The organism is Methylobacterium sp. 174MFSha1.1 (assembly GCF_900116815.1).
Taxonomy (GTDB): Bacteria; Pseudomonadota; Alphaproteobacteria; order Rhizobiales; family Beijerinckiaceae; genus Methylobacterium.
Genome location: NZ_FPCB01000042.1, coordinates 26,076 through 44,959, shown reverse-complemented (window position 1 = coordinate 44,959; position 18,884 = coordinate 26,076). Strand labels below are relative to the sequence as shown.

The 18,884-nt window shown below is 71.4% G+C and carries 13 protein-coding genes and 2 pseudogenes; 2 read left to right on the top strand and 13 right to left on the bottom strand.

The annotated features are described in order from the left end of the window. The 6 genes and pseudogenes from BM430_RS34895 to BM430_RS35605 form a co-directional block, all read right to left on the bottom strand. Positions 1-398, bottom strand: a pseudogene (locus BM430_RS34895) (methyl-accepting chemotaxis protein); the annotation flags it as partial. Between the two features lie 121 nt (positions 399-519). Then, positions 520-2,612 (bottom strand): annotated as a pseudogene (locus tag BM430_RS28355) (methyl-accepting chemotaxis protein). 227 nt (positions 2,613-2,839) lie between these two features. Next, positions 2,840-5,077 (bottom strand): HAMP domain-containing methyl-accepting chemotaxis protein, encoded by a 2,238-nt coding sequence (locus BM430_RS28350; RefSeq protein WP_093570583.1) that lies wholly within the window; start codon positions 5,075-5,077, stop codon positions 2,840-2,842. A 119-nt stretch (positions 5,078-5,196) separates the two neighbouring features. Beyond that, positions 5,197-5,658 carry a chemotaxis protein CheW gene (locus tag BM430_RS28345; protein WP_093570582.1) on the bottom strand — a complete coding sequence of 154 codons (462 nt, stop codon included), beginning with the start codon at positions 5,656-5,658 and terminating at the stop codon, positions 5,197-5,199. Beyond that, entirely contained in the window at positions 5,658-7,691 is a 2,034-nt protein-coding gene (locus BM430_RS28340; RefSeq protein WP_093570581.1) for a chemotaxis protein CheA, read from the bottom strand. The genes BM430_RS28345 and BM430_RS28340 overlap by 1 nt, the downstream gene beginning before the upstream one ends. 509 nt (positions 7,692-8,200) lie before the next feature. After that, complete coding sequence (locus tag BM430_RS35605) at positions 8,201-9,445, bottom strand: methyl-accepting chemotaxis protein (RefSeq protein ID WP_093570580.1); 1,245 nt, start codon at positions 9,443-9,445, stop codon at positions 8,201-8,203. Between the two features lie 205 nt (positions 9,446-9,650). On the opposite strand from BM430_RS35605, the gene BM430_RS28330 reads away from it, so the two are divergent. Further along, positions 9,651-9,938, top strand: coding sequence for an STAS domain-containing protein (locus tag BM430_RS28330; RefSeq protein ID WP_093570579.1), 288 nt, complete (start codon positions 9,651-9,653; stop codon positions 9,936-9,938). A 55-nt stretch (positions 9,939-9,993) separates the two neighbouring features. Continuing rightward, complete coding sequence (locus tag BM430_RS28325; RefSeq protein ID WP_093570578.1) at positions 9,994-10,359, top strand: response regulator; 366 nt, start codon at positions 9,994-9,996, stop codon at positions 10,357-10,359. Between the two features lie 294 nt (positions 10,360-10,653). On the opposite strand, the gene atzF is transcribed toward BM430_RS28325, so the two are convergent. The 7 genes from atzF to BM430_RS28290 all read right to left on the bottom strand — a co-directional run bounded on the left by atzF (position 10,654) and on the right by BM430_RS28290 (position 18,562). Beyond that, positions 10,654-12,444: an allophanate hydrolase gene (gene atzF, locus BM430_RS28320; protein WP_093570577.1), complete on the bottom strand. Its 1,791-nt coding sequence runs from the start codon at positions 12,442-12,444 to the stop codon at positions 10,654-10,656. Further along, positions 12,441-12,830: an oxalurate catabolism protein HpxZ gene (gene hpxZ / locus BM430_RS28315; protein WP_093570576.1), complete on the bottom strand. Its 390-nt coding sequence runs from the start codon at positions 12,828-12,830 to the stop codon at positions 12,441-12,443. The genes atzF and hpxZ overlap by 4 nt, the downstream gene beginning before the upstream one ends. 255 nt (positions 12,831-13,085) lie before the next feature. After that, positions 13,086-14,471 (bottom strand): AtzE family amidohydrolase, encoded by a 1,386-nt coding sequence (locus BM430_RS28310; RefSeq protein ID WP_093570575.1) that lies wholly within the window; start codon positions 14,469-14,471, stop codon positions 13,086-13,088. Continuing rightward, complete coding sequence (locus BM430_RS28305; protein ID WP_093570574.1) at positions 14,468-14,686, bottom strand: DUF4089 domain-containing protein; 219 nt, start codon at positions 14,684-14,686, stop codon at positions 14,468-14,470. Before BM430_RS28305 ends, BM430_RS28310 begins: the two co-directional genes overlap by 4 nt. A 308-nt stretch (positions 14,687-14,994) precedes the next feature. Further along, positions 14,995-16,659: a dipeptide ABC transporter ATP-binding protein gene (locus tag BM430_RS28300; protein WP_093570573.1), complete on the bottom strand. Its 1,665-nt coding sequence runs from the start codon at positions 16,657-16,659 to the stop codon at positions 14,995-14,997. Beyond that, complete coding sequence (locus BM430_RS28295; protein WP_093570572.1) at positions 16,656-17,552, bottom strand: ABC transporter permease; 897 nt, start codon at positions 17,550-17,552, stop codon at positions 16,656-16,658. The genes BM430_RS28300 and BM430_RS28295 overlap by 4 nt, the downstream gene beginning before the upstream one ends. Next, positions 17,549-18,562, bottom strand: coding sequence for an ABC transporter permease (locus BM430_RS28290; RefSeq protein WP_093570571.1), 1,014 nt, complete (start codon positions 18,560-18,562; stop codon positions 17,549-17,551). The genes BM430_RS28295 and BM430_RS28290 overlap by 4 nt, the downstream gene beginning before the upstream one ends. Positions 18,563-18,884: the final 322 nt, after the last annotated feature.

Below are 18,884 nucleotides of genomic sequence, written 5' to 3'. Positions count from 1 at the left end.
TCGAGGGGGGCGTCGAAGTCGCCCTCGCCGAACGCCTTGACGCAGGCCATCGCCTTCTTCTTCACGGCGATGTGGCTGGTCACCAGGCCGTTGACGTCCCGTGCCATCGCGGCGAAGTCGCCCTTGAACCGATCGACGGGGATGAGCACGTCGATATCGCCCTTGTTGTGCTCCGCCGACATCCGGCCGATGCCCTCGCCGAGGGCGATGGCCGGACGCGTCGCCGTCTCGAGCAATTCGTTGACGGCGATCAGGATCGTCTTCGCGTCACCCGTCGCCGTCGCCAAATCGGCGCGCGCCGACAGGTCGCCGCCAGCCATCGCCTGCCCCAGCCGACGGATCTCCTCCAGGGCCACGCGCGTCTTGGAGGAACCCTTCATTCCGACGAAGAGAGACATGAGCGTTCTTTCACGAAAAAATGGGGCGGGTCGATGGGAGGGGGTGAAGGCGCGGGCTGACGGCCGCGCCGGGTGACGATCGTTCGACGATCCGGACGCCGCGGCGCCCGGATCGTCGGACTCACGCGCGCTTGAAGTCCTGGTCGCGGGTGTCCTCGACGTCGGTCATGTCGAAGGCGAAGCCGGTCCCGCGGGGAGCGCGGGCCGAAGACTTGGCGACCGAGCGGACCGTCGACCGGGCGGGCGACCTCACCGCCGACGAGGCGGCCATCCGGGAGGCCGTGGCGCGCAGCTGCGACACCGCCCCGTCGATCACGCGCGACCCCGCCGCAGCCTCGTTCCCGTCGATGCGGAAATAGGCGATCGCCCCCTGCAGCGTTTCGGCCTGCGCCGCCAGCTCCTCCGACGTCGCCGACACCTGCTCCGAAGCACTCGCGTTCTGCTGCGTCACCTTGTCGAGCTGCTGGATCGCCTGGTTGATCTGCCCAGACCCGACATCCTGCTCCCGGCACGCCGCCGAGATCTCCTCCACCAGGGCCGCCGTCCGCTTGATGTCCGGAACGAGCCGCCCCAGCATGTCGCCGGCCTGTTGCGCCGCCTTCACCGTGTCGATCGACAGGGTCCCGATCTCGGCCGCCGCCGCCTGGCTCCGCTCGGCGAGCTTGCGGACCTCGGAAGCCACCACCGCGTTTTTGTGTGACCACGTCCGTGCTCGCCGGCCCGCGCCGCCTCGACCGCGGCGTTGAGCGCGAGCAGATCGGTCTGACGGGCGATCTCCTGCACGATGGTGATCTTCTGGGCGATCGTCTGCATCGCCTCGACCGCGCGTCCGACCGCCACGCCGCTCGCCTCGGCATCCTTGGCCGACTGGCGGGCGATGGTCTCGGTCTGGCCGGCATTGTCGGCATTCTGCTTCACGTTGGCGGCCATCTCCTCCATCGAGGCCGAGGCCTCTTCGGTCGACGCCGCCTGCTCGGTCGAGCCCTGCGACAGCTGCTCGGCCGAGGCCGACAGTTCCTGCGAGCCCGCCGAGACGTTGCTCGCCGCGGTCACCACCTGGCCGACGACGTCGCGCAGCTTCGCGTTCATCGCCTGGATCGCCCGCAGGAGGTCCGTCACCTCGTCCCGCCCGGTCGGCACCACGTCCTTGGTCAGGTCGCCCGCCGCGACGCTCTGGGCCGCGGAGACCGCCTTCGACAGGCCGCGGGAGATTGAGACGGCCATCCACAACGCCATGGCGAGCCCGAGGACCACCGCGCCGGCGACGACGGCGACCAGGATCGAGCGGGTCGATTCGTAGGCCGATTGCGTGTCGCGCACGAAGCCCTGGGCCACGGACTCCTCGTAGGTGCGCAGCTTGGCCACGTCGTCGAGCAGCGCCCGGCGGGCATCGGTGAAGGGGCCGACGTAGTAGCGCAGGGCCTTGGCGTCGGTATTGGCGACGCCGAGAGCAGAGACTTTCTCGGCCGAGGGCTCCCAGGCTTTCACGGCGACGAGGAGGGCGCCAGCCGCGTCCGCGAAGCCGCCAGCCCGGCCCGCCTCGACCAGCTTGGTGACATCGCGCCCGAGGGCCTTCTGGTTCTCGCTGAAGTCCGTCGCCATCTTGGCCAGAAGGTCGTCGTCGGTGATCACGATCGAGCGGTAGATCTCGCCGCGCAAGCGGACCATCTTCAGCTCGAGGGCTGAGACCAGGCCGCGATCCTCGGTCGAGAGGCCGGGCCGCGCCTTGAGGTCCTCGATGCGCGCCATCACGGCCGCGTAGGCCGACATCTGCTCGGTCGTCGCGATCGTGTTGGCGGTGTTGTTGCCGTTCAGGAGCGCGAACTCCATCCCCTTGGTCACCGCCTCGACGAGCTTGCCCCAATCGTCACGCAGGGCCTGCACGCGAGCGCGCTCCTCCACGGGGGAGAGATCAGTGTAGTCCCGGAGGATGCCCTGGAACTTGGCGTCGTGCGCCTTGAAGTCCGAGAACAGCTTCTCGCGGGCCGGGGTCGTGGGCTCGAGCATCGCGCGCGCGAACATGCGGGCCGCGTCGTAGGACATCGCCTCCATGCGGAGCACACGCTGGACCTGGGTGAACGGGCGGGCCGCGAAGGCCTGCATCCGGTCGTTGGACTGACTGAGGCTCGAGACCGCGAGCGTCCCGGCTCCCCCGAGAAGCAGCAGGATCAGCCCGAAGGCGATCCCGAGCTTGGCCTTGATCGTGAACCGCATGTGACCGTCGCCCCTCGTTCTTGATCGCTGAAATGTCGAGCAGAGCATCGTCCGACGGGGTGGATGCCGGTCGTCGGAGGACATGCTGCGAAATCGAAGCCCTGGAGCCCCCTGCGCGAGCCGCGCGGGCGGAGGGCGCGCCGACCCGACCGCGCGGCCCTCGGATCGGCCGCTGGGCCGGCGATCCGCGCGGAGGTCGATCCCGCGCGGACCGAGGATGCCGCGCGTCAGGCGACGCGCGTGAAGTCGGCGTCGCGGTCGTCGCCCTCACCCATATCGAGGGCGAAGCCTCCGCCCGCGGACCGGGTGGCGGCGGTCTTGGCCGAGATCCTCGACGCCGGGCGGCCCGGGGCGACCCGCTTGGCGGTCCCCTGCGCGGGCGACTTCACCACCGCCGAGGGAGCCGCCATCCGGGAGGCCGTGGCGCGCAACTGCGACACCGCCCCGTCGATCACACGCGACCCCGCCGCAGCCTCGCTCCCGTCGATGCGGAAATACGCGATCGTCGCCTGCAGCGTTTCGGCCTGCGCCGCCAGCTCCTCCGACGTCGCCGACACCTGCTCCGACGCCGACGCGTTCTGCTGCGTCACCTTGTCGAGCTGCTGGATCGCCTGGTTGATCTGACCCGATCCCACGTCCTGCTCCCGGCACGCCGCCGAGATCTCCTCCACCAAAGCCGCCGTCCGCTTGATGTCCGGAACGAGCCGCCCCAGCATGTCGCCCGCGGCTTGCGCCGCCTTCACCGTGTCGATCGACAGGGTCCCGATCTCGGCCGCCGCAGCCTGAGAGCGCTCGGCGAGCTTCCTCACCTCGGAAGCCACTACCGCGAAGCCCCGCCCGTGCTCGCCGGCCCGCGCCGCCTCGACCGCGGCGTTGAGCGCGAGCAGATCGGTCTGGCGGGCGATCTCCTGCACGATGGTGATCTTCTGGGCGATCGTCTGCATCGCCTCGACGGCGCGGCCGACCGCCACGCCGCTCGCCTCGGCATCCTTGGCCGATTGGCGGGCGATGGTCTCGGTCTGGCCGGCATTGTCGGCGTTCTGCTTCACGTTGGCGGCCATCTCCTCCATCGAGGCCGAGGCCTCTTCGGTCGAGGCCGCCTGCTCGGTCGAACCCTGGGACAGCTGCTCGGCCGAGGCCGACAGTTCCTGCGAGCCCGCCGAGACGTTGTTCGCCGCCGCCGCCGCATCCGTCACCACGGCACGCAAGCGCGTCAGCATCGTCTGGAGGGCGAGGCCCATCCGGTCCTTCTCGGAGAGGGGCTTGGCCTCCACCGTGAGGTCGCCCTCCGCGATCGCGTCGGCGAGGCCGGCGGTCGCGTTCAGGTTGGCGGTCATGCGGTTCATCGCGGTGACGAGGTCGCCGATCTCGTCGCGGGAGGTCACCGTCACGGTCTGGCCGAGATCGCCCACGGCCACGGCGTCGGCGAGCGACACCGCGCGGCTCAAGCCGCGGGAGATCGTCACGGCCAGCCAGGTCGCGATCGCGAGGCCGGCGAGAAGCGCGCCCGCCAGCACGGCGAGCAGCATCGTCTGGCCCTCGTTCGCATCCGCCTTGGCGCGGGCCACCGCATCGGCCATGCGCCTGCCCTGGAATGCGACCAGGGCGTCGAAGGCATCGGTCGCGGCCGTGCTCGCGGTGGAGTAGTCGCCCGAGGCGAGGGAGGCGGCCTGGATGGTGCTCCCGGTCTCGACGGTCGCGAGGGCCTTCTGGAACGAGGCCGCCCAGGCAGTGTACTTCTGCCGGATCGCCTCGACCGGGAGGTTGCGGGCGGCGCCGACGCGGATGAGCTCGTCCATCGCGCGCGAGAGCTCCTCACGCACCTGCTTTGCCGCGGTCACGCTGTGCTCCAGCGCCTCGACGGTCGTGGCGCCGGTCGCCGACTGCATCTCGCCCCAGGCCCGCTCCACGCGGACCTGGAAGGCTGCCGCGGCACGGACGAACTCGTCGTCGCCCGCCTGGCCCGGCCGGCCCTTCACGATCGCGTCGAGCTCGGCCCGCAGGGCGGCCGTGGCGGGACGCCCGGTCGCGGCGATCTCCGACCAGGTCCGGGCGTTCGAGTTGAGCCGGGTCAGGTCCAGCGCCTTGGCGCCCAGCGCCCGCACGGTGTCGTACTTGCCCGACAGGATCTCGAAGAGCCGCCGGCCCTCGTCGGAGGTGATGTAGGTCTTGGCCTTCGCCATCGCGGCGAGCGTGTCGGCGGCGTTGTCCGCCGCGCGCTTGCTGAAATGGGCCATCTGGGCGTCATCCGAGCTGATCACGGCGGCGCGCGTGTTCGAGATGCCCCGGAGGGCATGGGCCTTGGCGTCGAGCACGTGCGTCTGGACCTCGGAGCGGCTGACGACGAACTTCATCGCCTCGTCGGCCGCCGTCAGCTTCTGGTAGCCGACGGCGCCGGCCGCGCCGGCGAGGACCAGGACCGACGCGAAGCCGCCGGCCAGTTTCGCCTTGATCGTAAAACGCATGAAACAACTCCGGCCCGAGGATTGTCCGACGACGCGAGCACCGGTTCGTCGGCGACAATGCGGCACAATGAAGATCTGGAGCAGCGCTCGACCGCACCGCGATCAGGCGCCGCCCCGGCTCAGTTCAGGATTCGCTCGACGTCGGGCAGGATGACGAAATCGTCCCCGCACTTGACGATCGACTTGATGAATTCGGGCCGCCACGAGGTGCCGACCTTCGGCACCTGCTGCGCCGTGCCGGTCTGGACCTCGGTCACCTCGAAGACCTTGTCGGCGACGAGGGCCACGATCACCGGATCGCCCGCGATGCCGACCTCGATCACCACGAAGCGGGTGTCCGGCGTCGCCGCTTCCGGCTTCATGCCGAAGCGCTCGCGGATGTCGGCCAGCGGCACGACGTTGCCGCGCACGTTGACCACCCGGTCGAGATGCGCCCGCGCCCCCGCCACCCGGGTCGCCGGGATCGGGTCGATGATCTCGCGCACCATGCCTGCATCGAGCGCGAAGGTCTCCGTCCCGATGCGCATCATCACCACCTGCAGGCCGTCCGCCTGCCGCGAGGATTCCGTCGTGCCGGTCATCATGCCACCTCCTGGAACTCGCGCGGCATCTCGGCCTGGCCGCCGGAGACGAGCCGTCCGACGTCGATGATGAGGGCGGCGGTGCCGTCGCCGAGGATCGTCGCCCCCGAGAAGGTCGTCACGTCGGCGTGCAGCTTCGACAGCGACTTGATCACCGTCTGGTGGTTGCCGATGATCTGGTCGGCAACGAGCCCGACCCGGGTCTCGCCGACCGACACGATGATGACCTTCTGGTACGGGTCGGGCTCGCCCTCCGCGCCGAACAGCGTCCGCAGGCGCAGGAACGGCACCAGCGCGCCGCGGATGTTCAGGAAGTCGCGCCCGCGGCTCGCCCGGTCGCCCTCGGGCAGCTCGACGCATTCCTCGACCGCCGCGAGCGGGACGACGTAGCGCCCCTCGCCGACCCGGATCAGCAGGCCCTCGATGATCGCGAGCGTCAGCGGCAGGCGCAGCGTGACCGTGGTGCCGGCCCCCGGCACGGTCGCGATGTCGATCGTGCCGCGCAGGCCCTCGATGGTCTTCTTGACCACGTCCATGCCGACGCCGCGGCCCGACAGGGCCGAGATCGTCGCGGCGGTCGAGAAGCCGGGGGCGAACAGGAACTGGTAGACCTGCTGGTCGCTCAACGGCGTGCCGGGGGCGACGAGCCCCTTCTCCTCGGCCTTGGCGCGGATGCGGGCCGCATCCAGCCCGGCGCCGTCGTCGCGCACGCTGACCCGCACCTGGGCGCCGGCATGCTCGGCCGAGAGGGTGATGCGGCCGGTGGCCCCCTTGGGGCTCTCGGCCCGCCGGGCCGGGTCCTCGATGCCGTGATCGATGGCGTTGCGGATCAGGTGGACCAGCGGATCGGCCAGGCGCTCGATCACGGTCTTGTCGAGCTCGGTGTCCTCGCCCTCGGTGACGAAGTCGACCGGCTTGCCGAGATCCCGCGACAGGTCGTGGACGAGGCGCCGGAAGCGGCCGAACAACGCCCCGATCGGCACCATGCGGATGCTCATCGTGGTGTCGCGGAGCCGGGCCGACAGGCGCTCGATCTCCTCGGCCACGGTCTTGATGCCGGCATCGGCGTGCAGGCCGGCGAGCTGGCTGAGCCGGGCCTGGGCGATCACGAGCTCGCCGACCCGGTCCATCAGCTCGTCGAGGCGCCCGGCCTCGACCCGGACGGTGCTGGTGCGCTCCTCGCTCCGGCGCGCGCCCGCACGCGGCTCGGGCGAGGGGACGGGAGGCGATGCCGGCGCCGGGTGCAGCCGGACCGGTTCCGCGGCCACCTGGGGGACGGGGAGCGGCGCGGCCTCCACGGCCGGGGCCGGCGGAGCCGGCGCCTCGTCTTCGGCGCCGAGCGGCGTCAGGGTGAGGGTCATCTCGTCCTGGACGAACAGGAACACGTCCTCGATCGCCTCCCGGGCCACCCCGGCCGGCAGGGTGACGTCCCAGCCGATCGACAGGGCCTCGGGATCGAGCGCCGCGAGGTCGGGCATCGCGTCGAGCCGCGGCACCACCGCCTGCGCGCCGAGGTCGCGCAGGTCGTCGAGGAGGGCGAGCGGGTTGGTGCCGTTGCGCAGGCCGTCCGGCGCGAAGGCGATCCCGACCTGCCAGCCGGCCGCCCCGGCGGGCGCCGCCTCGGGCTCGGGCTCAGGCGTCGGAGCCGCCCGGCCCGTCGCCCGCCCGACGAGGCCGCCGAGCTCGTCGAGGATGGCTTGGCCGAAGACCGGCTCGGCCCCGTCGGGATCCTCGATCAGGAGACGGATGTAGTCCTTGGCCGAGAGGGCGACGTTCACGAGGTCGAGGCTCGCCGGCACGCGGCCCTGGCGCACGAGGTCGAAGGCGGTCTCGAAGTCGTGGGTGAAGGCCGCCACCCGCTCGAAGCCGAACATCGCCCCCGAGCCCTTGATGGTGTGGAGCGCGCGGAACGCCGTGTCGATCAGAGCCCTGTCCTGCGGCTTCTCGCCGAGGTCGAGCAGCGTGGCCTCCAGGCAGGCGAGTAGCTCGTCGGCCTCCATGCGGAACACGTCGACCGGGTTGAGGGAAGTCATGTCGGCATCGACCCTTGGCTCGCGCGGACGCTGGTTCGTTCGCGCGGGATTCACGAAGACGAATGCGTCACGCCGCTCCGGCCCACGCCGTCGCTCGCGCTCCCCGCGCCCGCCCCGGTCGAGCGGGCGGCGAGAAGCGTGAGATCAGCGGTGGGTGCTGAGAACTACGGAATTTCGCAGTGATCAGATTGTGTCCAAAATCCGATAATTTTCGGTTAGCATTCGGACAATCGTCGAAACCTTACGGTAAAAATTGCCGGCTGACCCGGGGGACGCGACAGACGTCGTGGGGCGAGCCCGTGCGACAGACGGCATAAATCGCGCCCATGGGTCGACGGCTCGACTGTGCTTCGTCGCGCGATACGGCTCGAGCTTGATCTATGCCGATACAAGGTGAGCGTGCGATCTCCTCTCACCCTGCAATGTCGCGCAAGCGCGAGACCGCACGAGGAGGGGATCGCACACCTTCGCCTTATCCGAACGGAGCGGGCGGGATGTGTCGGCTCGCGTCAGAACAGATCGATGCCGTCGAGCTCGTCCGCCGCCGCGGGCGTGCCCGCAGCCCCGTCGGCCGGTCCGCGCGGCTCCTGCCCGAGCACCTGGTGGCGCAGGCGGTCCCGGACCTCGCCGAGGGTGCAGGCCGCGATCATCGCCTCGGCCCAGGAACGATCGGGCTCCCGTGCGTCGAAGCCCTGCCCGCCGACGTCCTGTGCCATGGTCCGCTCGGCCATCCGGTCGAGCTCGGCGGCGAGCGCCCGCAGCACCGTCCCGCCGTTCTGCAGGCGCTGCTTCGTCAGGTCCTGGAACTGCATGGCGATGATCGCGCCCGACACGTCGGCGGTGATCGTCTGCGTCGTCTCGGCGGTCTGCTGCAGCACGCCGGCGAAGCGCGTAGTCTGCGCGACCAGCGCCTGCATCACGGTGTGGACCCGGGCCTCCGCGCTGCGGCTCTCGTCCGAGACGTCGACGGTGGCGATGTCCTGCAGCAGGCCGTGGCTGTCGCGCAGGCCGGTGGCGATCGAGCCGATCTGGTCCTTGATCGTGCCCGAGAGCGTGTTGATCGACTGCGCCAGCTGGCGGACCTCGTCGGCCACCACCGCGAAGGCCCGCCCCGCCTCGCCGGCCCGCGCCGCCTCGATCTTGGCGTTGAGCGCGAGCAGGTTGGTCTGGCGGTTGATCGTCTCGATCCGCGCGACGCTGCCCTCGACCGCGTCGATCTCGGCGAGCACCCCGTCGAGGGCGCGGGCCGTCGCGCCGCCGTCGCGGGAGAGCCGGCCGACCTTGTCCATCAGTGCCGTGAGCGTCCCGCCGAGCCCGGTGGCGACCTCGGCGAGGGGGACGATGCGCCCGTCGATCTCGACGGCCTGGATCGAGGCGACGAGGCCCTGCACGATCCCGGCCTGGTCGCGGGTCGTGGCGGCGATGTTCTCGAAGCGGTGGGTCAGGCCCTGGACGCTGTCCTCCATGTGGGAGGAGGCGAGGCCGAGCTCGCCGACCAGCGCCTCCAGGGCCCGCCGCTGCAGGACCGACAGGCCGAGCCAGGATTGCAGCAGGTCGCAGGCCTGACGATCGGAGACTTGGGGACCGGAAACTTGCCGATCGCCGCCGGGCGCCGCCGCGGTGGGAGCCTCGACGCCTGTGCCGACCGCAGCGGGAGCGATGTCGACCGGAACTGGGGCCGGCACCTCGGCGCGGAGCCGCAGCCACCGTGGACGGGGGCGCTCCCGCGTCACCTGCGCCACCTCGGAAATCATCGTCCTGTCTCCGTAGGACCGTTCATTACGTCCGGGCCGGTCATCGCGAGCCCCGGGCTCCGGTGACGCTACGGGCCGCATGCTTGCGGAAGCGTTAGCGTTCTGTCCGTGACCGGACCAATCGATTCAAGGAAGTTTTACGGACCCACCGCATAGTCTTTCTTCGAGGCGCGGTTCGGACGCCTCGCAGGACCTCGGCGCCGTCATGTCAGATACCCTCGTCATCACCATGCCGGGCGACTGCACCTTGCGGGCGGTCCGCACGCTACACGGCGAGATCGCTGCCGCCCTCGCCGTGACCGCGAACCTGACCCTCGATTGCTCCGGCGTCGAGCGCGCCGACATCGCCTTCGTGCAGCTCGTCGTCGCGGCGGCCGGCACGGCGGAGCGGAAGGCCAAGCGCCTCGCCCTCGTCGACGCGCCCGACATCGTCGAGGGCGCCTTCGCGCGGGCCGGCCTGAGCGCGCAAGTCTCTTTCCTCCGCGCCGCCTGAGCGCCGCGCCGATCGTCACTTCCTTCCCGTACGCGTTCCCCGGAGTTCCCGTTCCATGGCTACCGTCCTCGCCGTCGACGATTCCCCGAGCATCCGGCAGATGATCAAGGTGGTCCTCGGTCCCGCCGGCCACACCATCATCGAGGCCGGGGACGGCGCCGAGGGCGTCGCCAAGGCGAAGTCCTCCGCGCTCAACCTCGTCATCACCGATCTCAACATGCCGGTGATGAACGGCCTCGACATGATCAAGACCCTGCGGACGCTGCCGGCCCTGACCGGCGTGCCGATCCTGTTCCTCAGCACGGAATCGGACGAGGGCATCAAGCAGCAGGCCAAGGCCGCCGGCGCCACGGGCTGGATCACCAAGCCGTTCAAGCCCGAGCAGCTGCTCGCCGTGGTGTCGAAGCTGACCCGGGCGTGATCTCGTCTGCGAGGGAGGGGGCGGTCGAGCCGCTCCCTTCGCGATGAAAGATCTGTTCGATACGCACCGAACGTCTTGAAACCCACAGGGTCATTCCGGGGCCGCGCAGCGGAGCCCGGAATCCAGGACCGCGGACAGTTCAGGCGATGGCGGAAAGCGTGCCGCTTCCTCCTGCAACACCTGCGCGTCTAGGCGTGCCTTCGGCACTCCGGGCTCCGCTGCGCGGCCCCGGAATGACGAGGAGGGTGGAGATACTGTCGCATTAGACCGACAGTCTTTTACCCTGTCGTTCGTTCAAGCCCCCCGACCCGCCGCGAGGTAAGCCCGCCATCCTCCGTGGCGCGACACATCCTCGGCCTCCCGCACGCCCTCCGGCTCGCACAGGAACCCCTTCGGCGCCGTGCCGTCGGAAAGCCGCAGGGTGCCGATGCCGAGGGGGGCGGGGATCGCCGCGACGAAGCGCCCGAAGGCCTCGGGCGTCAGCGCCCAGACCTCGGTGGCGATCGCGGTGCCCGTGCCCGCCGCCACCCGCACCAGGCCGGGACGCCGCGGGCCCGCGCCCGGCAGGGCGTAGAGCCGGTAGTCGGGCGCGGTCTCGACCGCCCGCAGGAGCCGGGCGCCGAGGGCGGCCAGCTCGCCGTTCAGCGGAAGACCCGAGAGGTGCGCGCCGACCACCACCAGCTCGATCTCGTCGCCCATGGCAAGCGGCGGCCTCGGCTCGGGCGCCGGCGGCAGGCGCGCGCCGGTCGCCCCCATCGGCGTGCCGCCGGCGCGGTGGAGGGCGTCGCCGAGGGAAATGAGGGTCGCGTCCCGGCCGGCCGGGGCGATCAGCGTCACGCCGGCCGGGCCCCCGTCGGCGCGGGGATGGCCCGGCACTGCCAGCGCGCAGAGATCGAGCAGGTTGACGAAGTTGGTGTAGGTGCCGAGCTCGGCATTGGGACCGACCGGGTCGGCGGCGAGGCCCGCAAGAGTCTGGGGGCGCGGGAAGGTCGGCACGCACAAGGCGTCGATTCCTTGCCAGACCGGCTCGGTGGCCCGGCGCAGCTCCGCCAGCCGGTAGCGGCCCGCGAAGGCGTCGGCGGCCGAGAAGGCGGTGGCGCGCTCGGTGATGGCGCGGGTAACCGGGTGCAGCGCCTCCGGCCGCTCGGTGATGAAGCCGCGGATCGCCTCCCAGCGCTCGGCCACCCACGGACCGTCGTAGAGGAGGGCGGCGGCGGCGAAGAACGGAGTCAGGTCGACCGGCTCCAGGGTCGCGCCCAGCGCCGCGAGATCCGCGAGGCTCGCGTCGAAGGCCGCCTCGGACAGGGTGTCGCCGAAGAAGCGCCGGCTCGTCCCATCCGGCACGCCGATCCGTTTCGCAACCGGCCCAGGCTGGCCGACCGGCAGGGCGCGCGAGAACGGATCGGCGGCGTCGAACCCCGCGAGCGCCGAGAAACCCTCGAAGGCGTCCGCGGCGGTCAGCGCGAAGACCGAGACGCAGTCGAGGGTGCGGCAGGCCGGCACGACGCCGCGCGTCGAGAGGGCGCCGAGGGTGGGCTTGAGCCCGACGATGTTGTTGAGCCCTGCCGGCACCCGGCCGGAGCCGGCGGTGTCGGTGCCGAGCGCCAGGGGCACGAGACCCGCCGCCACGGCGATCGCCGATCCCGACGACGAGCCGCCGGGCACGAGTGCCGGATCGAGGGCGTTGCGCGGCACGCCGTAGGGCGAGCGCACGCCGACGAGGCCGGTGGCGAACTGGTCCAGGTTAGTCTTGCCGATGACGAGCGCCCCGGCCTGCCGCAGCCGCGCCACCACGGCGGCGTCCTCCGCCGCGATCGTCCCGTAATCGGGGCAGGCGCAGGTGGTGAGGAGACCTGACACCGCGATGTTGTCCTTCACGGCGACCGGAATGCCGTGGAGAGGGCCCGCCGGCAGGTTCTCTGCTTCAGCCGCCACCTCGGCCTCGGGCCGGAGGGTGATGAAGACCGCCGGATCGGCGAGTGCCGCGATGCGCCGGTAGACCTCGCGCACGGCCCGAGCCGGCGTGAGCGAGCCGGAGGCGTAGGCCTCCCGGTACTGGGCGAGGGTGAGGGGGAAGTCGGTCACGCCGGCACCTCGTCGATCAGGCTGACATGGGCGGCGACGACCCGCCAGCCTTCCGGCAGCCGGGCCCAGGATTGCATCTGGCGCCCGACCTTGCCGGGATGCGCCTCGCGCCAGAACAGGGTCGAGGCGGTGGCGAAGTCGCGCCCGAAGGTGGTGATGACCGTCTCGCCGATGCGGCGCTCGACCCCGACCGGCGAGCGTGCCCGCCGGAAGGCCCGGATCGCATCCATGCCGTAGAGATTTTCGCCGATGCCGTACCGGATGGTGCGGGGATTGTCCCAGAACAGGGCCTCAAGGGTCGGGACGTCGTTGGTGACGAGGGCGGTCTCGTAGGCAGCGAAGGCCGCCTCGACCTCGGCTTTGACGTCGGGGTGGTCGATGTCCATGGGGATGGTCCTTATCAGTGCCTGCTCCCGCAAGTGCGGTTCGTAGGCTGCTTCGTTACCAACCCCCCGTGTCATCCCGGGGCTCGCCGCAGGCGAGAACCCGGGATCCACAACCGCTGCGGGTGCCGAACGAGGTGGGACGCGTCCCGCTTCATCCTGAAGCCACAGAGGTTATAGATCCCGGGTTCCGCTCGCGCGGCCCCGGGATGACACCGAGGGTTTCAGATCAGCGACTTGGCCGGTGTCGGACGTGGCTCACCCCGCCACCGGCGCCGCTCCGACCCCCGCTGCCTCGATCGCCCCGGCGACCCGCAGCGCCAGGTCCTCCCGCCACGGCGCCGCGATGACCTGCACGGCCAGCGGCAATCCGCCCCCGACCCGCACCGGCACCGCCACGACCGGCAGGCCGATGAACGAGATCGGCTGGGTGAACACCCCGATATTCGGCCGCGCCGGTACCGTCACGCCGTCGAGCTCCATTGTCGTCTGGCCGAGGCGCAGCGCCCGGCAGGGCGTGCAGGGGGCGAGGATCACGTCGACCTCGTCGAAAAGGGCCAGCACCCGCGCGCGGTACCAGCTGCGGAAGCGCTGGGCGCGGTGGACCCAGGCGGCGGGGATCGTCGTGCCGGCGATGAGCCGGTCGCGCACCGCGGGGTCGTAGTCTCCGGGGCATTCGCGCAGGCGGTCGAGGTGGAGGCCCGCCGCCTCCGAGGCGGTGATGACGAAGGCCGCGGCGCGGGCGCGCGCCGCCTCGGGAATCTCGACGCCGCTCGTAGCGCCGACCGCCTCGGCCGCGCGCGCGACGGCCGCGAAGCAATCCTGCTCGCCGCCCCGGGCGAAGTAGCCGCCGGCGACCGCGATTCGAAGACCCGTCGTGCCCTGCGCCAGCGCCTCCGACACCGGCTCCACCGGCCGCGGCGTCTGCCAGGGATCGTCGGGATCGGCGCCCTGCATCGCGTCGTAGGCGAGCGCCAGATCGGCGACCGAGCGGGCGAGGGCCCCGAGATGATCGAAGCTCGCGACGAACGGGAAGGAGCCGGCCCGCGACAGCCGGCCGAAGGTGGGCTTGAGCCCGAAGGTGCCGCAGAAGGCCGAGGGTACCCGGATCGACCCGTTGGTGTCCGAGCCGAGGGCGAGGGGCACGAGCCCCGCCGCGACGGCCGCCCCCGACCCGCCCGACGAGCCACCGGACATCCGCTCGCGATCGTGCGGGTTGCGCGAGGGGCCGTCATGGGCGTTCTCGCCGGTGAAGTCGTAGGCGTATTCGCCCATGTTGAGGGCGCCGACCAGCACCGCGCCGGCCGCCTCCAGCCGCCGCACCAGGGCGCCGTCGCGGGCAGCGGGCGCGCGCTCGCGGTTGATCTTGGAGCCGGCGCGGGTCGCAAGACCCTCGACGTCGAACAGGTTCTTGACCGCGAAGGGCACGCCCGCGAGCGGGCCGGGCGCCTTGCCGGCGGTGATATGCGCGTCGAGCGCGGCCGCCCGGGCCCGGGCGCGCTCGGCCGTCACGTCGGTGAAGGCGTTGACACCCGGATCGAGGGCGGCGATCCGCGCGAGCGCGGCCTCGACCGCGGCTGTGGCGGTGAGCCGGCCCGCCGCCACGGCGGCGGCGATTGCGGCGGCGTTGTCGGGCGCGCTCATGCCAGGGGTCCGCTTGCTTGAAACACCGGCGCCGGCTCGACGGTGTCGTCGAGGGGGAAATCCAGCACGAGGCGCGCCGCCGCCGCCGTCGCCTTGACGCTGGCGATCACCGTCTCGCGCCACTCGGGCGCCATCGGAATGCCGACGAGGGGCATCATCGCGTCGACGATTGCGCCGGCTTGCGCGTCGTCGAGGGGGAGAGGAGGTGTCGTCATGGTCGAACCTCGGGGATCGGGTAGATTGGGGCGAAGGATCGCGGTTGGTCGTATGACCGATGGAATTGGCTTGATCGGTCGATCGAGAGGTCTCGACGTCATCCCGGGGCTCGCCGGAGGCGAGAACCCGGGATCCATAACCGCTGACGGTTCAGGAGGAAGCAGAACGCATCAAGCCATGGTCTGCACCGTCGGCGGTTATGGATCCCGGGTTCCGCTTCGCGGCCCCGGGATGACGCGGAGGGTGTGAGCGACGTCGAGACCGTCGACGAGCGTAGGGATGGGGCGAGCAAGCATGACGTCGCTCCTCACACCGGTGGATGCGGGATCGCGGCGAGCAGCGCGCGGGTGTACTCGGCCTGCGGCGCCTCCAGCACTTCAGCGGTCGGCCCCTCCTCGACGATGCGGCCGGCGCGCATCACGATCACCCGGTCGCACAGCATCCGCACCACCTGGAGGTCGTGGCTGACGAACAGGTAGCTCATGCCGAGCGCCTGCTTGAGGTCGGCCAGCAGGTTGAGCACCACCGCCTGGACCGAGACGTCGAGGGCCGCGGTCGGCTCGTCGAGGATCACGAGGTCCGGGGAGGGCGCGATGGCCCGCGCGATGCCGACCCGCGCCTTCTGGCCGCCGGAGAGCTGGTGCGGGAAGCGGTCCAGGAGATCGACCGGCAGGCCGACGAGGCGGGCCAGCTCCTCGCAGCGCGCCCGGATCGCGTCCGCCCCCGTCACGGTGCGAAAGCGCAGGAGCGGATCTGCGATGGCCCGCGCCGCGGTCCAGCGCGGGTTGAGGGACTCGGTCGGATCCTGAAACACCATCTGGATCTTCGGCCGCAAGGGATGGCGGGCGAAGCGGGCGGCCGGCACCCGGCCGATCTCCTCGCCGGCGAACACGATCGAGCCTTCCGTCGGGTCTGCGAGGCGCATCACCATCGTCGAGGTCGTGGACTTGCCGCAGCCCGATTCCCCGACGAGCCCGACGCTCTCGCCGCGGTCGACCGTGAAGCTGAGCGAGTCCACCGCCCGGAACGGCGCCTCCGCGGGTTTGCGCGCGAGCAGGGCCTTCGGCTTCGGGTATTCCCTCACCAGCCCCGAGACGGCGAGGAGCGGCGCGCCCGCGGCCTCCGCCCGCTTCAGCGGGGCGGCCGGCGCGCCCGCCGGCAGGAGGTCGCGAAGGGAGACGCCCGGGCGCGGCGTCGCCTGCATCAGCTTGCGAGTATAGGCGTGGGCGGGCGCGCGGAAGATCGTGTCCGCCGGCGCGGTCTCGACGACGCGGCCCTGCTCCATCACGGCGATCCGGTCGCAATAGGCCGCGGCGAGGCCGAGATCGTGGGTGATGAGAACGGTCGACATGCCGCGCTCCCGGGTCAGGGCGGTGACGAGGTCCATCACGGCCTTCTGGGTCGTCACGTCGAGGCCGGTGGTCGGCTCGTCGGCGATGAGGAGCTGCGGCCGGCACGCCAGCGCCAGCGCGATCACCACCCGCTGGCACATGCCGCCGGACAATTCGAACGGGTAGGCGTGGTAGCGCTCCTCAGACCGGGCGATCTTCACCTGCTCCAGCGCCGCGATGGCCTTCGCCTTGGCGTCGCCGGAGCCGGCCTCGGCGTGCTGGCGCAGCACGTCCTCGATTTGGAGCCCGACCTTGCGGATCGGGTTGAGGGCCGCGCGGGGGTTCTGGAAGATCATCGAGATCTCCCGCCCGCGCAGGTCGCGCATCTGGCGCTCCGTCGCGGCGCGCAGGTCGATGCCGGAGAAGTCGACCGCGCCGCCGGCGATGCGCCCGGCCCGGTCGAGGATGCGCATCACCGCGTAGGAGGTGACCGACTTGCCGGAGCCCGACTCGCCGACGATGCCGACGGTCTCGCCCTTGGCGACCGTGACGTCGACCTGGCGCACCGCCTGGACCGGCCCGCGGCGGGTAGCGAACTCGACCGTGAGGTCGCGGATGGCGAGGAGCGGGATCGCGGTCACGTGCGCCTCTGGGGGTCGACGATGTCGCGCAGGCCGTCGCCGATGAGGTTGAAGCAGAACACCGCGAGCATCAGCGCGAGGCCCGGGAACAGCGCGATCCACCACTCGCCCGAGACGATGAAGCTCGCGCCCTCGGCCACCATGATCCCCCATTCGGGAGTGGGTGGCCGCACGCCCAGCCCGATGAAGGACAGGCCGGCGGCGTTGAGGATGGCGTAGCCCATGGTGAGCGACATCTGCACCATCATGATCGGCAGGATGTTGGGCAGGATGCTCGTCAGGACGATGCGCAGGTCGGTGTTGCCGGTCAGCCGCGCCGCCAGCACGAAGCCGGCATTGCGCCTCTGCGCGGCCTCGGCGCGGGCGAGGCGGGCATAGAGCGGGAAGTTGATGATGGCGGTGGCCAGCACGATGTTGCCGACGGTGTTGCCGAGCGCCGCCACGATGCCCATCGCCAGGACGAAGAGCGGGAAGGCCATGATGGTATCGGCGAGCCGCCCGACGATCCGGTCGGTCCAGCCGCCGAAGAACCCGGCCATGATCCCGGCAAGCCCCCCGGCAACGAAGACCAGAGCCACCGAGAAGACCGCGATGGCGAGATCGAGCCGGGCGGCCACCACCACCCGCGAGAGGATGTCGCGCCCGAGCTGGTCGGTGCCGAAGGGGTGGGCCCAGGTCGGGGCCTGGAGCGCGGCGGAGGTGTCGGAGGCCAGTGGATCGTAGGGTACCAGCGAGGGGCCGACGACCGCGCAGGCGACGAGGCCCAGCAGCAGCGCGAAGGCGAAGCCGGTGACCGGGTTGCCGGAGACGACCGAGCCGGCATGGGCGAGCGTCGCGGACAGGCCGCTGCGGGACCGCTCGGGTACGAGGGCGGGGGAGCCGGTGGCGCTCATGGGTTAGCCCTCACGCGCGGGTCGATCAGCCCGTAGGCGAGGTCGATCAGGAGGTTGAGCACGGTATAGAGCAGGGCCATCGCCAGCACGAAGCCCTGGACGGGGGCGAAGTCGGAAGCGATCAGCGCCTCGACCGCGTAGGAGCCGACGCCCGGCCAGGCAAACACCTTCTCGACCAGCACGTTGGCCCCGAGCAGGAAGGAGAACACCATGCCGAGCGTCGTCACTACCGGTAGCAGGGCGTTGCGCAGCGCGTAGGTCACGACGACCCGGCGGCTCGACAGGCCGGCGGCCCGGGCAGTGCGCACGAACTCGGCGGCGAGCACGGCGAGCATCGCCGCCCGGGTGATGCGGGCGATGGGGGCCAGCGCGAAGATCGCCAGCGTCAGGCCGGGCAGGGCGATCTGGGCGAGCGCGGCCCGGAAGGTCTCGAGATCGCCGGTGAGCAGGCTGTCGAGGAGGAAGAAGCCGGTGCGCGTCGGCGGCGGCGAGGCGAAGGCGTCGAGGCGCCCGAGCGGTGCGGGGGCCCAGCCGAGGACGAAATAGAACGCGTAGACGAGGAGGAGCCCGGTGAAGAACACCGGCAGCGACACGCCCGCGGTCGCCACCACGCGGCAGGCGTGATCGACGAGGGAGCCTTGGCGCAACGCCGCCGCGACGCCGAGGGGGATCGCCACGAGGAGCGAGAGGACGAGGCCGAACAGGGTCAGCTCGGCGGAGGCCGGCAGCCGGCTGCCGAGATCGACCGTGACGGGCTGGCCGGTGGTGAGCGAGCGGCCGAGGTCGCCGCGGGCGAGGTCGGCGACGTAGCGGGCGAATTGCTCCGGCAGCGGCCGGTCGAGGCCGAGTTCGGTGCGGATCTGCGCGATCGCCTCCGGCGTCGCGGCGGGCCCGGCGAAATACGCTGCGGTGTCGCCGGGCAGGACCCGAGTGAGCAGGAACGACACCACGACGACGCCGGCAAGCGCCGGGAGCGTGGTGGCGAGGCGGTCGAGGAGCGTGCGCAGCATCGTCGTGTGGCTCTCCTTTCGTGTGGGGTCGCGGGTGTCAGGCTTGCCGGCCCGGGCTTTTCCGACCCGCTAGACGTTCCGCGGAAAGACGAGGCGCGGATTCTCCCTCCCCTCTCTGCGGGGGAGGGTGCCCCGCGGATGCGGGGCGGGAGAGGGGCAGCGCGACGTTGATCCAGTGGGCGCCTTTCATCGAGCGCGCGACCTCTCCGGAAGCGGCGTCCCCTCTCCCGCCCCACTCCGTGGGGCACCCTCCCCCGCAGAGGGGGGAGGGGAAACCTGCGCCTCTCCTTGGGCAGTTCAGCGGAAGAGGAAGGGTTCAGCG